This window comes from Massilia sp. Leaf139 (genome assembly GCF_001424165.1).
Classification (GTDB): Bacteria; Pseudomonadota; Gammaproteobacteria; order Burkholderiales; family Burkholderiaceae_D; genus Telluria.
In genome coordinates, this window is sequence record NZ_LMOJ01000002.1 from 56,243 (window position 1) to 72,701 (window position 16,459).

The following is a 16,459-nucleotide window of genomic DNA, read 5'->3' on the forward strand; positions in this document are numbered from 1 at the left end:
AGGCACCATGCTCGTCATTCGCTCCATTGCCGCATCGGATCTCGACCCGCTCCTTGACATGGCGCGCGACGTCGGCGGCGGCATGACCACCCTGAAGCCCGATCGCAAGATGCTGGGCGACCGCGTCGCCTGCGCCGTGGCCTCGTTCCAGGGCACCATCCCGCCCGAAGAGCGCGACTACATGTTCGTGCTGGAAGACACCGAGAACGGCCACATCGCCGGCGTCTGCGCCATCAAGGCCGCGGTCGGCCTGAACGAACCCTTCTATAACTACCGTATCGGCACCCTGGTGCACTCCAGCCGCGAACTGAACGTGTTTACGCGCATGGAGACCCTGTACCTGTCGAACGACCTCACTGGTGCGACCGAACTGTGCTCGCTGTTCCTGAAGCCGGACTACCGTAAGGGCTACAACGGCAAGTGGCTCTCGAAAAGCCGTTTCCTCTTCATCGCCCAGTTCCAGCAGCTGTTCACCGAGAAGATCATCGCCGAGATGCGCGGCTACCTGTTAGAGGACGGCACCAGCCCGTTCTACGAGGGCCTTGGGCGCCACTTCTTTAAGATGGATTTCAACCACGTCGACGGCCTGACTGCGGTCGGTAAAAAATCCTTCATCGCCGAGCTGATGCCGCGCCAGCCGTTGTACGTCGACTACCTGCCGGAGTCGGCGCGCGAAGTCATCGGCCAGGTGCACCGCTCCACGCTCCCGGCGCGCAAGCTGCTGGAGCAGGAGGGCATGCACTACGAGGGCTATGTCGACATCTTCGACGCCGGCCCGGTGCTGCAGGGCCGCGTGAAGGAACTGCGTTCGGTGCGCGACAGCGTGCTGCGCGTGGCCGTCGAAGGCCGTCCGGAAGGCGAGACCGAATGCCTGCTGGTGTCGAACACGCTGCTCGACGATTTCCGCATGGTGCTGGCCCAGGCCACGCTCGACGGCGCGGAAGTGGCGCTGTCGGCGCAGGAGCTGGCCCAGCTGCACGTCAAGGCGGGCGACCCGGTACGCACGCTGTCACTCAACGTAAGGAAGAACAATGGCTAACCTGTCGAATTACATCAACGGCGCATGGTGTGAAGGAAGCGGCGCGGAACTGGTCACGATCGACCCGTCCAGCGGCCGCCAGACCTGGAGCAGCAAGGAATCGACCAGCGAGGACGTGCAACGTGCGGCGCAAGCCGCCCACGATGCCTTCGAAGCCTGGGCGCTGCGCCCGCTGGAAGAACGCATCGCCATTTGCACCCGCTTTCGCGACCTGCTGAAGGAACACGCGGAAGAGCTGGCCTCGATCATCGCCGAGGAAGTCGGCAAGCCGCTGTGGGAAGCGCGCACCGAAGCGACCACCATGGCCAACAAGGTCGACATCTCGGTGCAGTCGTACGGCGCGCGCACGGGCGAAACCAATGCCAAGGTCGCCGACGGCAATGCCGTGCTGCGCCACCGTCCGCACGGCGTGTTCGCCGTCTTCGGCCCGTATAACTTCCCCGGCCACCTGCCGAACGGCCACATCGTGCCGGCCCTGATCGCCGGGAACACGGTGGTCTTCAAGCCGAGCGAATACGCGCCGCGCACTGCCGTAAAAACCGTGCAGCTGTGGGAGCAGGCCGGCCTGCCCGCCGGCGTGCTGAACCTGGTCAACGGCGGCCGCGACACCGGCATCGCCCTCGGCCAGAACGCCCTGATCGACGGCGTGCTGTTCACCGGCAGCAGCCAGACCGGCGCCGCGCTGCATAAACAGTTCGGCGGCCAGCCGGGCAAGATGCTGGCGCTGGAAATGGGCGGCAACAATCCGCTCGTCGTCTGGGATCTCAGCGGCAACACCAAGGATGTCGACGCCGCCGTCCACCACACCGTGATGTCCGCCTTCATCTCCGCCGGCCAGCGCTGCACTTGCGCGCGCCGCCTGGTGGTGCAGGACAACGAACAAGGCCAGGCCTTCATCGCGCGCCTGGTGGAAGTCGCCTCCAAATTGCAGGTGGGCGCTTCGAAGGCCGAGCCGCAGCCGTTCATGGGGCCGGTCGTCTCCGCCGCCGTCGCCGCACGCTTGGTGCAGGCCCAGGCCGAGATGGAAGCGAAGGGCGGTAAAGTGCTGCTGCAGATGCGCCAGCTCGATCCGAACGCGGGTTTTGTCACCGCCGGCATCGTCGACGTGACCGATGCCCAGGGCATTCCGGACGAAGAGTGGTTCGGCCCGTTGCTGCAGATCGTGCGCGTGCAAGACTTCGACCAGGCCATCAAGGTGGCGAACGCCACCGAGTTCGGCCTGGCCGCGGCCCTGCTGTCGCCGTCGGAAGAACTGTGGAAGCGCTTCGCCATCAAGGCGCGCGCCGGCATCGTCAACTGGAACCGTCCGACCACGGGCGCGGCCAGCTCGGCGCCGTTCGGCGGCGTGGGCAAGTCGGGCAACCACCGTCCGAGCGCATACTATGCCGCGGACTACTGCGCTTACCCCGTCGCCTCGATCGAGACGGCCGAACTCGAAATGCCGGCCAAGCTGTCGCCGGGACTGACTTTCTAAATCATGCGTAACGCTCGCGAATACAATTTCGACGGCCTGGTTGGCCCGTCCCATAACTACGCCGGCCTCTCGTTCGGCAACGTCGCCTCGTTCAGCAATGTGCGCAGCGCCTCCAACCCGCGCCTGGCCGCCCTGCAGGGCCTGGCCAAGATGCGCGACCTGGCCGCGCGCGGCTTCGCCCAGGCCGTGATGCCGCCGCAGGCGCGCCCGAACTTCCGCCTGCTGCGCAATCTCGGCTTCTCGGGCACCGATGCCGACGTGCTGGCGCAAGCCTGGCGCGAAGCGCCCGTGATCCTGTCCTGCGCCTGGTCGGCCGCGCCCATGTGGACGGCCAATGCGGCCACCGTCAGCCCCTCGGCCGACACCCGCGACGGCCGCGTCCACTTCACGGCGGCGAACCTGAACAACAAGCTGCACCGCTCGGAAGAGCACGTACAGGCCACGCGCACGCTGCGTGCGATCTTCGGCGACCACGACCACTTCGTCGTGCACGATCCGCTGCCGTCCACCCCGGCCTTCGGCGACGAGGGCGCGGCGAACCACACCCGCTTCGCCGCCGACCATGGCGCGGCCGGTGTCGAGTTCTTCGTGTATGGCCGCGTCGAGTTCGATCCGTCGGCGCCGTTCCCGAAAAAATACCCGGCGCGCCAGACGCTGGAAGCTTCGCAGGCCGTGGCCCGCCTGCACGGCCTCGATCCGGCGCGCACCGTGTTCGCGGCGCAGAATCCGGACGTGATCGACCAGGGCGTGTTCCACAACGACGTGATCGCAGTCGGCAACGGCAACGTCCTGTTCTATCATGAGCAGGCGTTCGCCGACGAGGCGGCGACGATCGACGCGCTACGCCGTTCGGTGGCCGGCGTCGGCGCCGAGTTCGTGCCGGTGCGCGTGGCCGGCGCCATGGTGCCGGTGGCCGATGCGGTGGCCAGCTACCTGTTCAACAGCCAACTGCTGTCCAAACCGGACGGCAAGATGGCGCTGTTGGTGCCGCACGAATGCCGCGAAAACCCGGCGGTGGCAAACTACCTGGCGGGACTGGTCGGCAGCGGCGGCCCGATCGACGAGCTGCTCGAATTCGACCTGCGCCAGAGCATGCGCAACGGCGGCGGCCCCGCCTGCCTGCGCCTGCGCGTGGCGCTGACCGACGACCAGGCCGCGGCGCTGCATGGCGGCGTGATCATGACGGAAACGCTGTACGCGCAGCTGGTGGAGTGGGTGGAGAAGCATTACCGCGATCACGTCGAGCCGAAGGATCTGGCCGACCCGCAGCTGGCGATCGAGTGCCATACGGCGCTGGAGTCGCTCGAGCGCATTCTCGGTTTGCCGGGGTTGTACGATTTGAGTTGAGGCGCCGATGATCGAACGGTGAGACCGCGTGGAGTCAGGACTCCACGCGGTACGACAGTAAAACAGCAGCAAAGCCCGAGCCTGGCGCAAACGCACCGGCTCGATATGAACAACGAATCAAACGCTTCCGGGACAAGGAAGCCACGAACCTGGACGGGACAACCCTGTCCATACAAACGCTGGTGCGGGCAAAGCCACAAGCCGTCGCGCGCACGGGCGATAAACATTCGCTTTGGAGAAGCAACAATGAAAGACATGCCGCAAGATTTGCGTACCCAGACCCTGAACCTGGTGACCAGCCAGCCGGCCGCCGGCGCGACCGATAACGTGCGCGCCCTGATCAGCGCCTGGCTCGGATCGCTCGACGAGGAAGATCTGGCCGGTACCGCGCCGCAGGCCCTGGCCCCCGTCCTGTGGGACGGCTTCATGCAGGTGGCCAAGCGCACCGGCGACGGCTGCCAGATCGCGCAACTGCGCTACACCGATACCCGCGGCGGCATGGCGACTGCGCTGCTGATCCTGAACCCGGACATGCCTTACCTGGTCGACTCCTTCGTCATGGCGCTGCGCAAGGAACGCGTGCTGGCCGCCGGCGTGATGAACGCCGTGCTGCCGGTGCAGCGCGATGCGAACGGTGTCATGACCGCCGTCGGCACCGCCGGCGCACCGCTCGAATCCTACGTGCTGGTGCTGCTGAACGACGAACTCGCCTTCGAAGAACTCGACAAGCTGACCGCGCGCATCCGCATGGTCGCCAACGACGCCGCCGTCGTGCATCGCGACGCGCTGGCCATGGGCGACCGCATGACCGCAGTCGCTGCCGCCGCTGCCGCCAACGGCACCCCGGCCGGCCAGGAAGTGGCCGCCTTCCTCGAGTGGGCCAAGAACGAAGGCTTCGAGCCCTTCGGCTACGCCTACTACGAAGTGCAGCCGGGCCAGTCGCAGCTGGTGCGCGACATCCCGAGCCGCATCGGCGTCCTGAAGGACACCGCACACCCGGTCTACGGCACCTGCCTGGCCAACATCCCGGGCGAACTGAGCACCCTGTCCTCCCGCGCCGAAACCCTGTCGATCGTCAAGGCCGACGTCGAGGGCACGCTGCACCGCGACCAGCCGCTCGACTTCATCGGCGTGCGCAACACCGACGCCCAGGGCAACATCCTCGGCGAGCACTGCTTCGTCGGCCTGTTCACCCGCGCCGCCACCTCGACCCCGCTGGCGCGCCTGCCGTTCGCACGCGGCCGCGTGGCCAAAGTCCTGAGCCTGGCCGGTGTGCGCCAGGAAGGCTTCCGCGCCGAGAAATTCCTCGAAATCCTCGAATCGCTGCCGCGTACCGAAACGGTGGAAGCCGATCCGGAATGGCTGGCGCAAGTCTGCGGTTCGGTGGTGTCGCTGTACAAGCAGCCGCGCCCGAAAGTCTTCGCCCGCCGCGACGTGTATGGCCGCCATCTGAACGCGCTGGTCTACCTGCCGCGCGAGCGCTACAGCGCCGCGGTCGCCGCCGCGCTGGCGCAAGCTCTCAAGGACAGCTCGGGCGCGCACGACGTGCGCTCGTTCACCCTTGTCGCCGACGGCCCGCTCGCCCGCGTCTACCTGATCGCCCATGGCGCGCGCAATCCGCTCGACCTGGAAACCGACATCCAGCAGCCGCTGCTGGCCGTGCTGGACGGCTGGCATGACCGCTTCGCCGCCATGACCAACGGCGTCGAAGAACACGCCCAGCGCAGCAGCCTGCGCAAGCTCGGCGCCAACCTGCCGGTCTCCTTCGTCACCGCCACCGCGCCGGACGTCGCCTTCCGCGACCTGCAGGCCCTGCTGAACCTGGGCCACCACGACCGCGTCGCCGTGCGCATCGAACCTGGCAGCGGCGAGGGCAATGCCGCGCGCGACGCCTCGATCCGCCTGTACTCGGGCGAGAACGTGCTGTCGCTGTCGCGCATCCTGCCGGCCCTGCAGAACGCCGGCATCGCCGTCGACCGCGAACAGACCTGGTCGATCACGACCGCCGATGGCGTGCGCCACCACGTCACCGCGCTGGCCGTGGACGACGAAAGCGGCGACAAGCTGGTGAAAGCCGGCATCGCGCCGGTGGCCGAAGAGCTGTTCACGGCCCTGTTCAACAACGAAGCCGAAGACGGCCGCATGAACGGCCTCACCATCGAAGGCGGCCTGTCGATGCGCGAAGTGCAGCTGGTGCGCGCCTACATTAGCTACTGGCGCCAGCTCGGCTCGAAGTTCTCGGTGCGCTACATGGCCGAGACCCTGCGTGCGCAGCCGGCCCTTGTGAAAGAGTTCGTCAACGCCTTCGTGCAGCGCTTCGACCCGGCCCTGTCGGAGTCCGAGCGCGCCGCCGGCACCGCGAAGCTGGCCTCGCTGAAGGCCGGCCTGTCGAGCGTGAACCATGCTGACACCGAGGAAATCATGGCTGCCCTGGTCGAGCTGGCGCTGGCGACCGTGCGCACCAACTACTTCCAGAACACCGGCGAGAAGATCATCTTCAAATTCGACACCAGCAACCTGTCGCTGGCGCCGGAACCGCGTCCGTACCGCGAGATCTACGTGTTCTCGCGCCGCTTCGAAGGCGTGCACCTGCGCGGCGGCCCGGTCGCCCGCGGCGGCCTGCGCTGGTCGGATCGCATGGAAGACTATCGCACCGAAGTGCTGGGCCTGGTGAAGGCGCAGATGGTCAAGAACGCCGTCATCGTGCCGGCCGGCTCGAAAGGCGGTTTCGTCTGCAAGCAGATGCCGAAGGACGCGGCGCGTGAAGTCATCGCTGCCGAAGGCGAAGCCTGCTACCGCATGTTCATCTCCAGCCTGCTGGAGCTGACCGACAACCGCGTGCGCGGCGCGATCGTCCCGCCCGAGAACACCGTGCGCCACGACCAGGACGATCCGTACCTGGTCGTCGCCGCCGACAAGGGCACCGCGACCTTCTCCGATATCGCCAACGGCATCGCCGTCCAGCGCGGCTTCTGGCTGGGCGACGCGTTCGCATCGGGCGGCTCGAACGGCTACGACCACAAGAAGATGGGCATCACGGCGAAGGGCGCGTTCGAAGCGGTGAAACGCCACTTCTACGAAATCGGCCACGACATGAGCACCACCCCGATCACCATGGTCGGCGTGGGCGACATGTCGGGCGACGTGTTCGGCAACGGCGTGCTGCTGTCGCGCCAGCTGAAGGTGCTGGCCGCCTTCGACCACCGCCACATCTTCCTCGATCCGACCCCGGACGTCGCGGTCTCCTTCGCCGAACGCCAGCGCATGTTCGCGCTGCCGCGTTCGTCGTGGGAAGACTACGACAAGAGCCTGATCTCGGCGGGCGGCGGCGTGTTCCCGCGCTCGGCCCGTTCGATCGAACTGTCGCCGCAAGTGCGTGCAGCCCTGGACATCGAAGAAACCTCGCTGGCGCCGGAAGAGCTGATGCACCGCATCCTGCTGGCGCCTGTGGATCTGTTCTACAACGGCGGCATCGGCACCTACATCAAGGCCTCGACCGAGACCCACGCGCAGGTGAAGGATCGCGCCAACGACAACATCCGCGTCAACGGCAATGAGCTGCGCTGCAAGGTGGTGTCCGAAGGCGGCAACCTGGGCGCGACCCAGGCCGGCCGTATCGAGTTCGCCCTGAACGGCGGCCGCATCTTCACCGATGCGATCGACAACTCGGCCGGCGTGGACTGCTCCGACCACGAAGTCAACATCAAGATCTGGCTCGACACCGAAGTCAACGCCGGCAAGCTGCCTGAAGCCGACCGTAACCGCATCCTGAACGAGATGACCGGTGCGGTGGAGGATCTGGTCTTGCGCGACAACACCCAGCAGACTCGCCTGCTGACGCGCGAAGTGCAGGCGCAGGTCAACGGTTCCATCGTCGACAGCTACGCTGCCCTGATCACCAGCCTCGAAGGCGAGGGCGCCGTGTCGCGCGAGCTGGAGCAGCTGCCGCTCGACACCGAACTGCAACGCCGCAAGGCGCTGGGCGTCGGCCTGACCGCGCCGGAACTGGCGGTGGTCGTGGCCAACGTCAAGAACCGCTTCAAGCGCATCCTGGCCGCGCTGCCGCTGACCGACGAGCCATGGGCGGAAACCGTGCTGCGTCCGTACTTCCCGGCGCAGCTGGTCGCCACCCGCGATCCGCTCGATCACCCGCTGGCCAACGCCATCCTGGCCACCGTGCTGGCCAATGAGGCGGTTAACCGCTGCGGCCCGCTGATGATCCGCGACCTGGCCGCCGAGCACCGTGTCGACGAAGCCGAAGTGGTCAAGGCCTGGGGGCGCGCCTGGTCGGCGCTGAACCTGGCGCCGATCTTCGACGCACTCGACGCCGACGCCCTGAAGGTGCCGCGTGAAGTGGCGGTGGCCGTCGATCAGCGCACCCGTGCGCTGCTGCGCGCCGTGATCGAAGGCGTGCTGTCGCTGCCGCAGGGTACCGACGGCATGGACGAGCTGAAGTCGCTGTTCGCGAACGGCGAGCAGCTGCGCCAGCTGATGCCGGCCAAGTCGGAAGCCGACGGCCACGCCGGCCTGAACGCGGGCTTCGTGCAGGCCTGGAAGTCGGTCGAGACCATCGAGTCGCTGGCCACCTTCCTGTTCGCCGCCGTGTCGGTGCAGCGTCCAGCGGGCATGTCGCTGGCCCAGTTCCTGCAAGTGGGCATGGCGCTGCGCGAAAAGGCCGGCATCGACACGCTCGAGCGCGGCCTGAAGCTGCCGCCGCAGAGCAAGTCGCAGGAACAGCTGCGCAACTACGCGATGCAGGCACTGCGCCGCACCCAGCAGCGCCTGCTGCTGCAGGTGATCGAGCGTGCCGGCAGCGGCGATGCGCTGGCCGCCGTCGACAAGGTGACCTCCGAGATGGGCTTGAGCGGCTACGCGCCGGCCACTGACCTCGAACAGGCAATGCTGGACGTCTGGTCGCTGTCGGAAGGCTCCAATCCGGAACGCCTGGCAGCGTAAGCGATGAGCGCACCCGTTCATTCCCTGGTGCCTGACGCGGTGCGCGCGCTGGCCGAAGCCGATTTCGGCACGGTCGCGCAGCGCTTCCGCGACGCCGGCTTCGTCGTCGGGCTGCCTGCGAAAGGCATCCTGACGGTGAAGGGTGTGCAGCCCGTGACCCGGCCGGCGGTGCTGCTGTCGGTTGGCGTGCATGGCGATGAGACCGGGCCGATCGAAATGGTCGCGCACGTGATCGAAGCCTTGTCGCGCGCGCCGCAGGCGCTGGCGGTGGACTTGATGCTCTGCGTCGGCAACATCGACGCCATCGCCGCCGGCAAGCGCTTCATCGACGCCGACTTGAACCGCATGTTCAAGCCGGATCGCGGTGCGCTGGCCGGCACCGCGGAGAGTGCCCGGGCCGACGAGCTGATCGCCGCGACCGACGCCTTCTTTGCCGGCACCGGCCCGGTGCGCTGGCACCTCGACCTGCACACGGCGATCCGCGCCTCGCACTATCCGATGTTCGCGATCGTGCCGGATCTGATCGCCGAACACGGCAAGGAGGCGCTGATCGACTGGCTGGGACAGGCGGCCATTGGCGCCATCGTCATGAACCCGAAGTCGGCCGGCACCTACAGCTATTATTCGAGCGAACACCATGCGGCCGCCGGCAGCACGGTGGAGCTGGGACGGGTCGGCACGCTGGGCCAGAACAACATGGCCCAGTTCGTCGACGCATCAAGCGCCCTCGACGCCCTGCTGCGCGGCGAACAGGTAGCGGCGAAGACCGAACCGCACGTGTTCAAGGTGGCACAGGAGATCGTCAAGCTGTCCGACGATTTCAAGATGGGTTTCAGCCGCGAGACCCCGAACTTCGCCTCGCTCAAGCGCGGCGACGTCATCGCCACCGACGGCGAGACCGTGTATTCGGTCTTCCACGAGGAGGAGATGGTGGTGTTTCCGAACCCGGATGTAAGGGTTGGCTTGCGCGCCGGCTTGATGGTGGTGCGTGTGAATTGAGCAGAACGCCGCGACATCGCGGCGTTTTTATTTTCCCGATTGATCGCGTTTTTATGCGCGGGCATGCCCGCCCTACATTACACGGCGGCCGCTGGCTTTCGCATACCGTAGGGCGGGCATGCCCGCGTGACGGCCGCCTGCAGAATCCCCCCATGTTCGCTAGACTGGCCCATTCGATCAAGAATGGAGCCGTCCCATGAGCATGCTGTTCACCCCCTACCAACTCGGCCCGCTGGCCCTCGCTAACCGCATCGCCATCGCCCCCATGTGCCAATACTCGGCCGACGAGGGCCTGGCCACCGACTGGCACATGATTCACCTCGGCCAACTGGCCCTGTCGGGCGCGGCGCTGCTGATCCTGGAAGCGACGGCCGTCACGCCGGAAGGGCGCATCTCGGCCGACGATCTCGGCCTGTGGTCGGACGCGCATGCGGCGGCGCTGCGCCCCGTCATCGAGGCGATGCGGCGCCATTCGCCGATCAAGATCGGCATCCAGCTGGCCCACGCCGGGCGCAAGGCCTCGAGCGCCGTGCCCTGGGAGGGCGGCGCCAACATCGCGCCGGATCAGCCGCGCGGCTGGCAGACGGTGGCGCCATCGGCTGTGCCGCATGCCGAAGGGGAGAGCGCGCCGCTGGCGCTGGATCGCGCGGGCCTGGAGCGCATCAAGCAGGGCTTCGTCGACGCCGCCCTGCGCGCGCAGGCGCTCGGCCTGGACGCGATCGAACTGCACGGCGCCCACGGCTACCTGCTGCACCAGTTCCTTTCTCCGCTGGCGAACCGGCGCGAGGACGACTACGGCGGTTCGCTGGAGAACCGCATGCGCTTCCCGCTCGAAGTGTTCGCCGCCGTGCGCGCGGCGGTGCCGGCGATGTGCGTCGGCATGCGCATCTCGGCCACCGACTGGGTCGAGGGCGGCTGGGACATCGAGCAGAGCGTGCAGTTCGCCCATGAACTGGAAAAGCTTGGCTGCCACTTCATCCACGTGTCCAGCGGCGGCGTCTCGCCGCGCCAGAAGATCCCGGTCGGCGCCGGCTATCAGATCGCCTTTGCCGAACGCATCAAGCGCGAGACCACCATGCCGACCATCGGCGTCGGCCTGATCACCGAGCCGCAGCAGGCCGAGCACATCCTGAACTCGCAGCAGGCCGACATGGTGGCGCTGGCGCGGGCCATGCTGTACGACCCGCGCTGGCCCTGGCATGCGGCCGCCGAGCTGGGCGCGCAGGTGGCGGCGCCGCCGCAGTACTGGCGTTCGCAGCCGCGCCAGTACAAGACGCTGTTCGGCGAGACGCGCCTCGGCCAGCGCTGAGCATCACCGTTCACCCCATGAAATGCGCAGTCCGTCGCAGCGGGGGCGACGGCGGGGAGGGCGCGGCTTAGAGTGGGATCATCGGCGCGCACGCGCCTTCCCACGACAAGAAAGGTTTTACTTCATGCGTACTCTGCTCGCCCTCGCCTGTATCGCCGCCCTCGGCGGCTGCGTCGTCATCGCCACGCCCACCGGCACCGGCGGAAAGGACTACCAGGTCTACACGCCCTTCAGCGGCCAGACCATCGAGGGCAATGGCGTCGCCGCGCGCGATACGCGCAACGTGGCGGCCCTCACCGGGCTCGATGTCGGCGGTTCGATGATCGTCGAGGTGCGTGTCGGCGGCGCGCCTTCGGTCGTGGTCGAGGGCGACAGCAATGTGCTGCCGTACGTGAAAACCGAAGCGCGCGGCGGCGCCCTCCACATCGGCACCGAACACCGCCTGCGCAGCACCACGCCTTTGAAAGTGACTTATACCGTGCCGCGCTTGAGCCACCTGAATTCGGGCGGCTCGGGCCATGTCACGGTGCGCGACCTGAAGGGCGAGCCGCTGTCGGTGCGCCTGGGCGGCTCGGGCGTGGCGCGCCTGTCGGGCGAGGTCGCCGAGCTGGATGCGCGGGTGTCGGGATCGGGCAAGATCGAGGCGGGAGAACTGCGTGCGCGCAGCGCCGACGTCGGCGTCAGCGGCTCGGGCGGGGTCGTGCTCGGGCAGGTGCGCGGCGATTACCTGCGCTCGCAGATCAGCGGTTCAGGCGGGATGCACGCCAACGGCGCGGTGCGTTCGCTGAACGTGCGCGTGAGCGGCTCGGGCAGCGCCGACCTGGCCGGCCTGACGGCGGATCAGGGAGATTTGGCCAGCAGCGGTTCGGGCGGCATCTCGGCCACCGTGCGCCAGTCGGTGTATGCGCGCACCAGCGGCTCCGGCCCGATCCGCGTGTACGGCCAGCCGGCCCAGCGCGATGTGGGCGGGCGTGGGGTGCAGATGTTGTGAGGACGATCGCGGCACGGTGATGCCGTGCGGGCGATGTTTTATGGTGCGCGGTGCAAGGATGCGCCCCGGCGGCATCGACACATCGCCCGCACGCCATCCGTTGATTACAGCAAGTGATCCAGCAAATCCGGCCCGAACACCTCGCGGTGCAGGCGCGCCGCCGGCACGCCCGCGTCCAGCAGCGCCAGCCACTGCGCCTGCATGAATTTCAACGGGCCGCACAGCCAGACGTCGGTCTGCGCATGATCCCACTGCGGCAGGCGCGCGATCTCCATGCGGCCGGCCAGCACGCCGGCGGCGTCGCCCACGTTTTCATAGAAGCTCACCACGTGCAGGTTCGGCATGCGCGCCTGGGCGGCGGCGACGTCGTCCTGCAGCGGATGGTGCGCGCTATCGCGGGCGGCATAGGCGAAGATCACGTGGCGCTGCGGTGCCACCCGCGCGATGCGGTTCAGGGTCGAGACCATCGGCGTGATGCCGACGCCGGCCGACAGCAGCACGATCGGCGCTTCGGACTCGGTGTCCGGCGTGAATTCGCCGAAGGGGTGCGTCACCTGCAGCACGCTGCCTTCCTTGACGTTCGCATGGATCCAGTTGGAGACTTCGCCAGCCGGCGCCTTGTCCAGCGCGTCCTCGCGCTTGACCGAGATGCGCAGGCTGTCCAGGCCCGCCGCGTCGGACAGGCTGTACTGGCGCAGCTGATGGCGCCCGCCTGGCAGATCGACGGCGACGCTGACATACTGGCCGGCCTTGAACGGCGGCAGCGGCCTGTCGTCAGCGGGCACGAAACGGATCGACAGCACGTTCTCGCTCTCGCGCTTTACCTCCGTCACGCGCATCGGACGCGTCTCGCCCGGCTCGATGCCGGCCGTGCTGTACATCTCGGCTTCCGCCTGGATCAGCAGATTGGCCAGCGAACCATAGGCTTCGGCCCAGGCGTCGAGCAGCGGCTGCGTGGCGGCCTCGCCCAGGGTCTGCGAAATGGCGGCCAGCAGGTGGCGGCCGACGATCGGGTAGTGCTCGGCGCGGATGCCGATCGAGACGTGCTTGTGGACGATGCGTTTCACCACGGGCCCCAGCGCTTCCGGATTGCCGATGTTGGCCGCGTAGGCGAACACGGCCGATGCGAGCGAACCCTGCTGGGCGCCGCTGGCCTGGTTGCCCATGTTGAACACGCGCGTCAGTTCCGGGTGCTCGCTCAGCATGTTCTTGTAGAACAGGGTCGTGATGGCGAGACCATGTTCGCGCAGGACGGGGACGCTGGCATCGATGTAGGGGCGGGAAGCGGCAGAGATCATCGTGGTGTACTCCTCATTAATAAGGCATTTCAAATGCAAGTTTAAAATTCAAAAAAACGCCCATGTCGATGGGCGCGTATCCGGGCCGCCGGCTCAGGTAGCCGGGCTGGCGTCTGTTCCGCTCCAGAACATCCTGTGCATCTTGACGATCTGCTCGCCGGTGCTGCCGCCGGTGATGCTGGCCAGCGTGTGGCGATCCATCTCCGCATAAAAGGCGCGCATGCCCGCCTTGAGCACGCCGCGCAGCTGGCAGTCGAGGCTGAGCGCGCAGCGCGTCGCTTCGCAGTCGACGAGTTCGTCGTCGCCTTCGAGTTCGCGCAGCACCTGGCCGACGGTCAGCACTTGCGGGTCGGCGGACAGGCGCAGGCCGCCGTTGCGGCCGCGCAGTGCGCGCACCCAGCCGGCGCGCGCCAGGTGGCCGACGACCTTGACCATGTGGTTGTGCGGAATGGCGAACTGGGAAGCGATCTCGGCCGCCGTTACCGGATGCGGGCGTTCGCCGGCGCGCTCGAGGTAAATCAGCACGCGCAAACCAATGTCGGAAAAGCGGGTCAGACGCATAAAATGTCGCTAGGAAAGAACGTCTCCATTCTAGCCCAAAAACCAGTATCGCAAATGCAGCTTTAGCGAAAAGTATTTTCTCAACAACGCTTGATCGGCCCTATAATCGCCAACTTTGGCGGCGTTTCGAGCTCAGCCATTTCTCTATTTAGCGACAAAGGAAACACCGTGAATCCGACACTGAGCCAGAAGCTGATGCGTACCAAACCGGCTGAGCGCGCGCACGAAGACAGCCAGGCCCATGGTGGCGGCCTGAACCGCACGCTGGGGCTGTTCCCGCTGACGATGATCGGCGTCGGCGCCACGGTCGGCACCGGCATCTTCTTCACCATGGTCGAAGCGGTGCCGAAAGCCGGCCCGGCCGTCATCCTGTCTTTCCTGATCGCCGCGATCACCGCCGGCCTGACCGCCCTGTGCTACGCCGAGCTGGCGGGGCGGGTGCCGGCCTCGGGTTCCTCGTATTCCTTCGCCTACGCCACCGTCGGCGAGTTCGCGGCCTTTGTCGTGGCCGCCTGCCTCCTGCTCGAATATGGGCTAGCGGGGAGCGCGGTCGCCATCGGCTGGTCTGACTACCTGAACAACTTCCTGCAGAACGCTTTCGGTTGGGAGATCCCCGCCCACCTGCGCTCGCCGATGTTCGTTTCGGATCACAGCAACCTGACCGTCCACTCGGGCAATTTCAACCTGCCGCCGGTGCTCCTGATCGTCATGTGCTGCATCCTGCTGGTGCGCGGCACCAAGGAATCGGCCACGACCAACGCCATCATGGTGGTCGTGAAACTGGCGATCCTCGCCTTCTTCTCCGCAATCGCCTTCAGCGGTTTCGATGCCGCCAACTTCACGCCTTTCTTCAATACCGATAACTCGAAAGGCTTTGCCGGCATGGCCGGCGTTACCGCTGCCGCCGGCACCGTGTTCTTCTCCTTCATTGGCCTGGACACCATCGCCACCGCCGGCGAGGAAGTCAAGGATCCGCGCCGCAATGTGCCGATCGGCATCCTGGCTGCGTTGATCATCGTCACTGCCTTCTACATGCTGGTTGCGCTGGCCGCGATGGGCGCGCAGCCGGCCCACATGTTCGAAGGCCAGCAGGCCGGCCTGTCGGTGATCCTGCAAAACGTCACGGGTAAAACCTGGCCGGCGCTGGTGCTGTCGGCCGGCGCCGTCGTCTCCGTGTTCTCGGTGACCCTGGTGACCATCTACGGCCAGACCCGCATCCTGTATGCGATCAGCCGCGATGGCCTGATCCCGAAAACCTTCCAGAAGGTGAACCCGAAGAGCGGCGCGCCGGTGTCGAACACCCTGATCGTCTGCTTGGTGGTGGGCCTGATCGCCGGCCTGGTTGACTCTACTTTTCTTTGGGACATGGTCAGCATGGGCACGCTGACGGCCTTTATCGTGGTCTCGATCGCGGTGCCGGTGATCCGCGCCAAGCAGGGGCCGGACGCCGAAGTGGGCTTCCGCGTGCCGTTCGGGCCGTATGTGATCCCGGGCCTGTCGATCGCCGCCTGCCTGTACATCATGAAGGATCTGCCGCTGGCGACCTTCCGCGTGTTCTTCATCTGGATGGCGGCCGCCGTCGCCACTTATTTCCTGTACAGCGTGCGTCATAGCCGCCTGAACAAGAAAGGCTGATCGCCCTTGCCATCGCATGCCACGCCGCGCTCGACGCGGCGTTTTTTTTGCCGGCCCATTGACCTGTACTGGACGATTGTTTATGTTGTGGCGAGACCTGGATAAACAGCCGAGAAACCATGAAAGCCGCTGACAAGATCCCGCATTTGCGCGATGGGGAAAACCTGATCCTGTTCGACGGTGTCTGCAAACTATGCAATGCGTGGAGTAATTTTATTATCCAGCACGACCACCGGCGCCGTTTCAGGCTGGCGAGTGTCCAGTCGCCCGAAGGGCAGGCGATCCTGGCCCATTTTGCGTATCCGACCGATTACTTCGACACCATGCTGGTCGTGCGTGCCGGTGCCTGCCTCGAGAAAAGCGAGGCCTTCTTTGCGGTGATGCGCGAACTCGGGTTCCCATGGAAAGCGGCCTGCGTATTCAGCGTGCTGCCGACACCGTTCAGGAATTGGCTGTACGACCGCATCGCATTGAACCGCTATGCGCTGTTCGGGAAATACGATTACTGCGCGCTGCCGCACCCGGATCATGCCGGACGCTATCTCGGCAGCAGCTAGCGCGCACGAGGCATTGCGCCGCGCCCGCTGCGAGGCTGTAGCGCTAACCATCATCAAGGAGAAGCATGTCGCAGCTCGAGAAAAAATGGTGGTTCATCCTGCCGGTGATCGTGATCAGCCCCATGCTGACCATCTTCCTGCTGCGCAGCGCGGACGCCTGGCCCGCCGAGAACCTGGCGCGCTGGATCGTGTATTTCTTCTGCCTGCTCGGCATCTGGAAAGCCGTGTCGTTTGTCGGCTGGCTCATCGTCCTGTTCGCCAAGCCGACCAGCCGCGCGCTGGATTGAGATCCT

Annotated in this window: 12 protein-coding genes; 10 read left to right on the plus strand and 2 right to left on the minus strand. The window is 66.4% G+C overall.

The genetic code is table 11. The features are described 5' to 3' along the window. Positions 1 to 7: 7 nt before the first annotated feature. The 7 genes from astA to ASF77_RS06770 all read left to right on the plus strand — a co-directional run bounded on the left by astA (position 8) and on the right by ASF77_RS06770 (position 12,115). A complete protein-coding gene (astA, locus tag ASF77_RS06740) occupies positions 8 to 1,039 on the plus strand; it encodes an arginine N-succinyltransferase (RefSeq protein WP_056336635.1) in 1,032 nt (343 codons plus the stop codon). Next, on the plus strand, positions 1,032 to 2,513 hold the full coding sequence (astD, locus tag ASF77_RS06745; protein WP_056336637.1) for a succinylglutamate-semialdehyde dehydrogenase: 1,482 nt from the start codon (positions 1,032 to 1,034) through the stop codon (positions 2,511 to 2,513). The genes astA and astD overlap by 8 nt, the downstream gene beginning before the upstream one ends. 3 nt (positions 2,514 to 2,516) lie before the next feature. Next, positions 2,517 to 3,860, plus strand: a complete 1,344-nt coding sequence (gene astB / locus ASF77_RS06750) for an N-succinylarginine dihydrolase (RefSeq protein ID WP_056336640.1) — start codon at positions 2,517 to 2,519, stop codon at positions 3,858 to 3,860. 246 nt (positions 3,861 to 4,106) lie between these two features. After that, the gene (locus ASF77_RS06755) at positions 4,107 to 8,816 is read left to right on the plus strand and encodes an NAD-glutamate dehydrogenase domain-containing protein (RefSeq protein WP_056336643.1); all 4,710 of its coding nucleotides are present in this window, start codon (positions 4,107 to 4,109) and stop codon (positions 8,814 to 8,816) included. A gap of 3 nt (positions 8,817 to 8,819) precedes the next feature. Beyond that, positions 8,820 to 9,815, plus strand: a complete 996-nt coding sequence (locus ASF77_RS06760; RefSeq protein WP_056336646.1) for a succinylglutamate desuccinylase — start codon at positions 8,820 to 8,822, stop codon at positions 9,813 to 9,815. Positions 9,816 to 10,011: 196 nt separating this feature from the next. Then, positions 10,012 to 11,124, plus strand: a complete 1,113-nt coding sequence (locus tag ASF77_RS06765; protein ID WP_056336649.1) for an NADH:flavin oxidoreductase/NADH oxidase — start codon at positions 10,012 to 10,014, stop codon at positions 11,122 to 11,124. A gap of 124 nt (positions 11,125 to 11,248) precedes the next feature. Continuing rightward, positions 11,249 to 12,115, plus strand: coding sequence for a head GIN domain-containing protein (locus ASF77_RS06770; RefSeq protein ID WP_056336650.1), 867 nt, complete (start codon positions 11,249 to 11,251; stop codon positions 12,113 to 12,115). A 104-nt stretch (positions 12,116 to 12,219) separates the two neighbouring features. Here ASF77_RS06770 and ASF77_RS06775 read toward each other — a convergent pair whose 3' ends face one another. Both ASF77_RS06775 and ASF77_RS06780 read right to left on the minus strand, forming a co-directional pair. Continuing rightward, complete coding sequence (locus tag ASF77_RS06775; RefSeq protein WP_056336653.1) at positions 12,220 to 13,413, minus strand: globin domain-containing protein; 1,194 nt, start codon at positions 13,411 to 13,413, stop codon at positions 12,220 to 12,222. 93 nt (positions 13,414 to 13,506) lie between these two features. Next, complete coding sequence (locus tag ASF77_RS06780; RefSeq protein ID WP_056336656.1) at positions 13,507 to 13,974, minus strand: Rrf2 family transcriptional regulator; 468 nt, start codon at positions 13,972 to 13,974, stop codon at positions 13,507 to 13,509. A 168-nt stretch (positions 13,975 to 14,142) separates the two neighbouring features. Here ASF77_RS06780 and ASF77_RS06785 point away from each other — a divergent pair, with 168 nt between their 5' ends. The 3 genes from ASF77_RS06785 (at position 14,143) to ASF77_RS06795 (ending at position 16,453) form a co-directional block, all read left to right on the plus strand. Beyond that, a complete protein-coding gene (locus tag ASF77_RS06785; RefSeq protein WP_082493620.1) occupies positions 14,143 to 15,609 on the plus strand; it encodes an APC family permease in 1,467 nt (488 codons plus the stop codon). A gap of 119 nt (positions 15,610 to 15,728) precedes the next feature. Continuing rightward, positions 15,729 to 16,166 (plus strand): thiol-disulfide oxidoreductase DCC family protein, encoded by a 438-nt coding sequence (locus ASF77_RS06790; RefSeq protein WP_056336659.1) that lies wholly within the window; start codon positions 15,729 to 15,731, stop codon positions 16,164 to 16,166. A 65-nt stretch (positions 16,167 to 16,231) separates the two neighbouring features. Continuing rightward, entirely contained in the window at positions 16,232 to 16,453 is a 222-nt protein-coding gene (locus ASF77_RS06795; protein WP_056336661.1) for a hypothetical protein, read from the plus strand. The last annotated feature ends 6 nt before the right edge of the window (positions 16,454 to 16,459 follow it).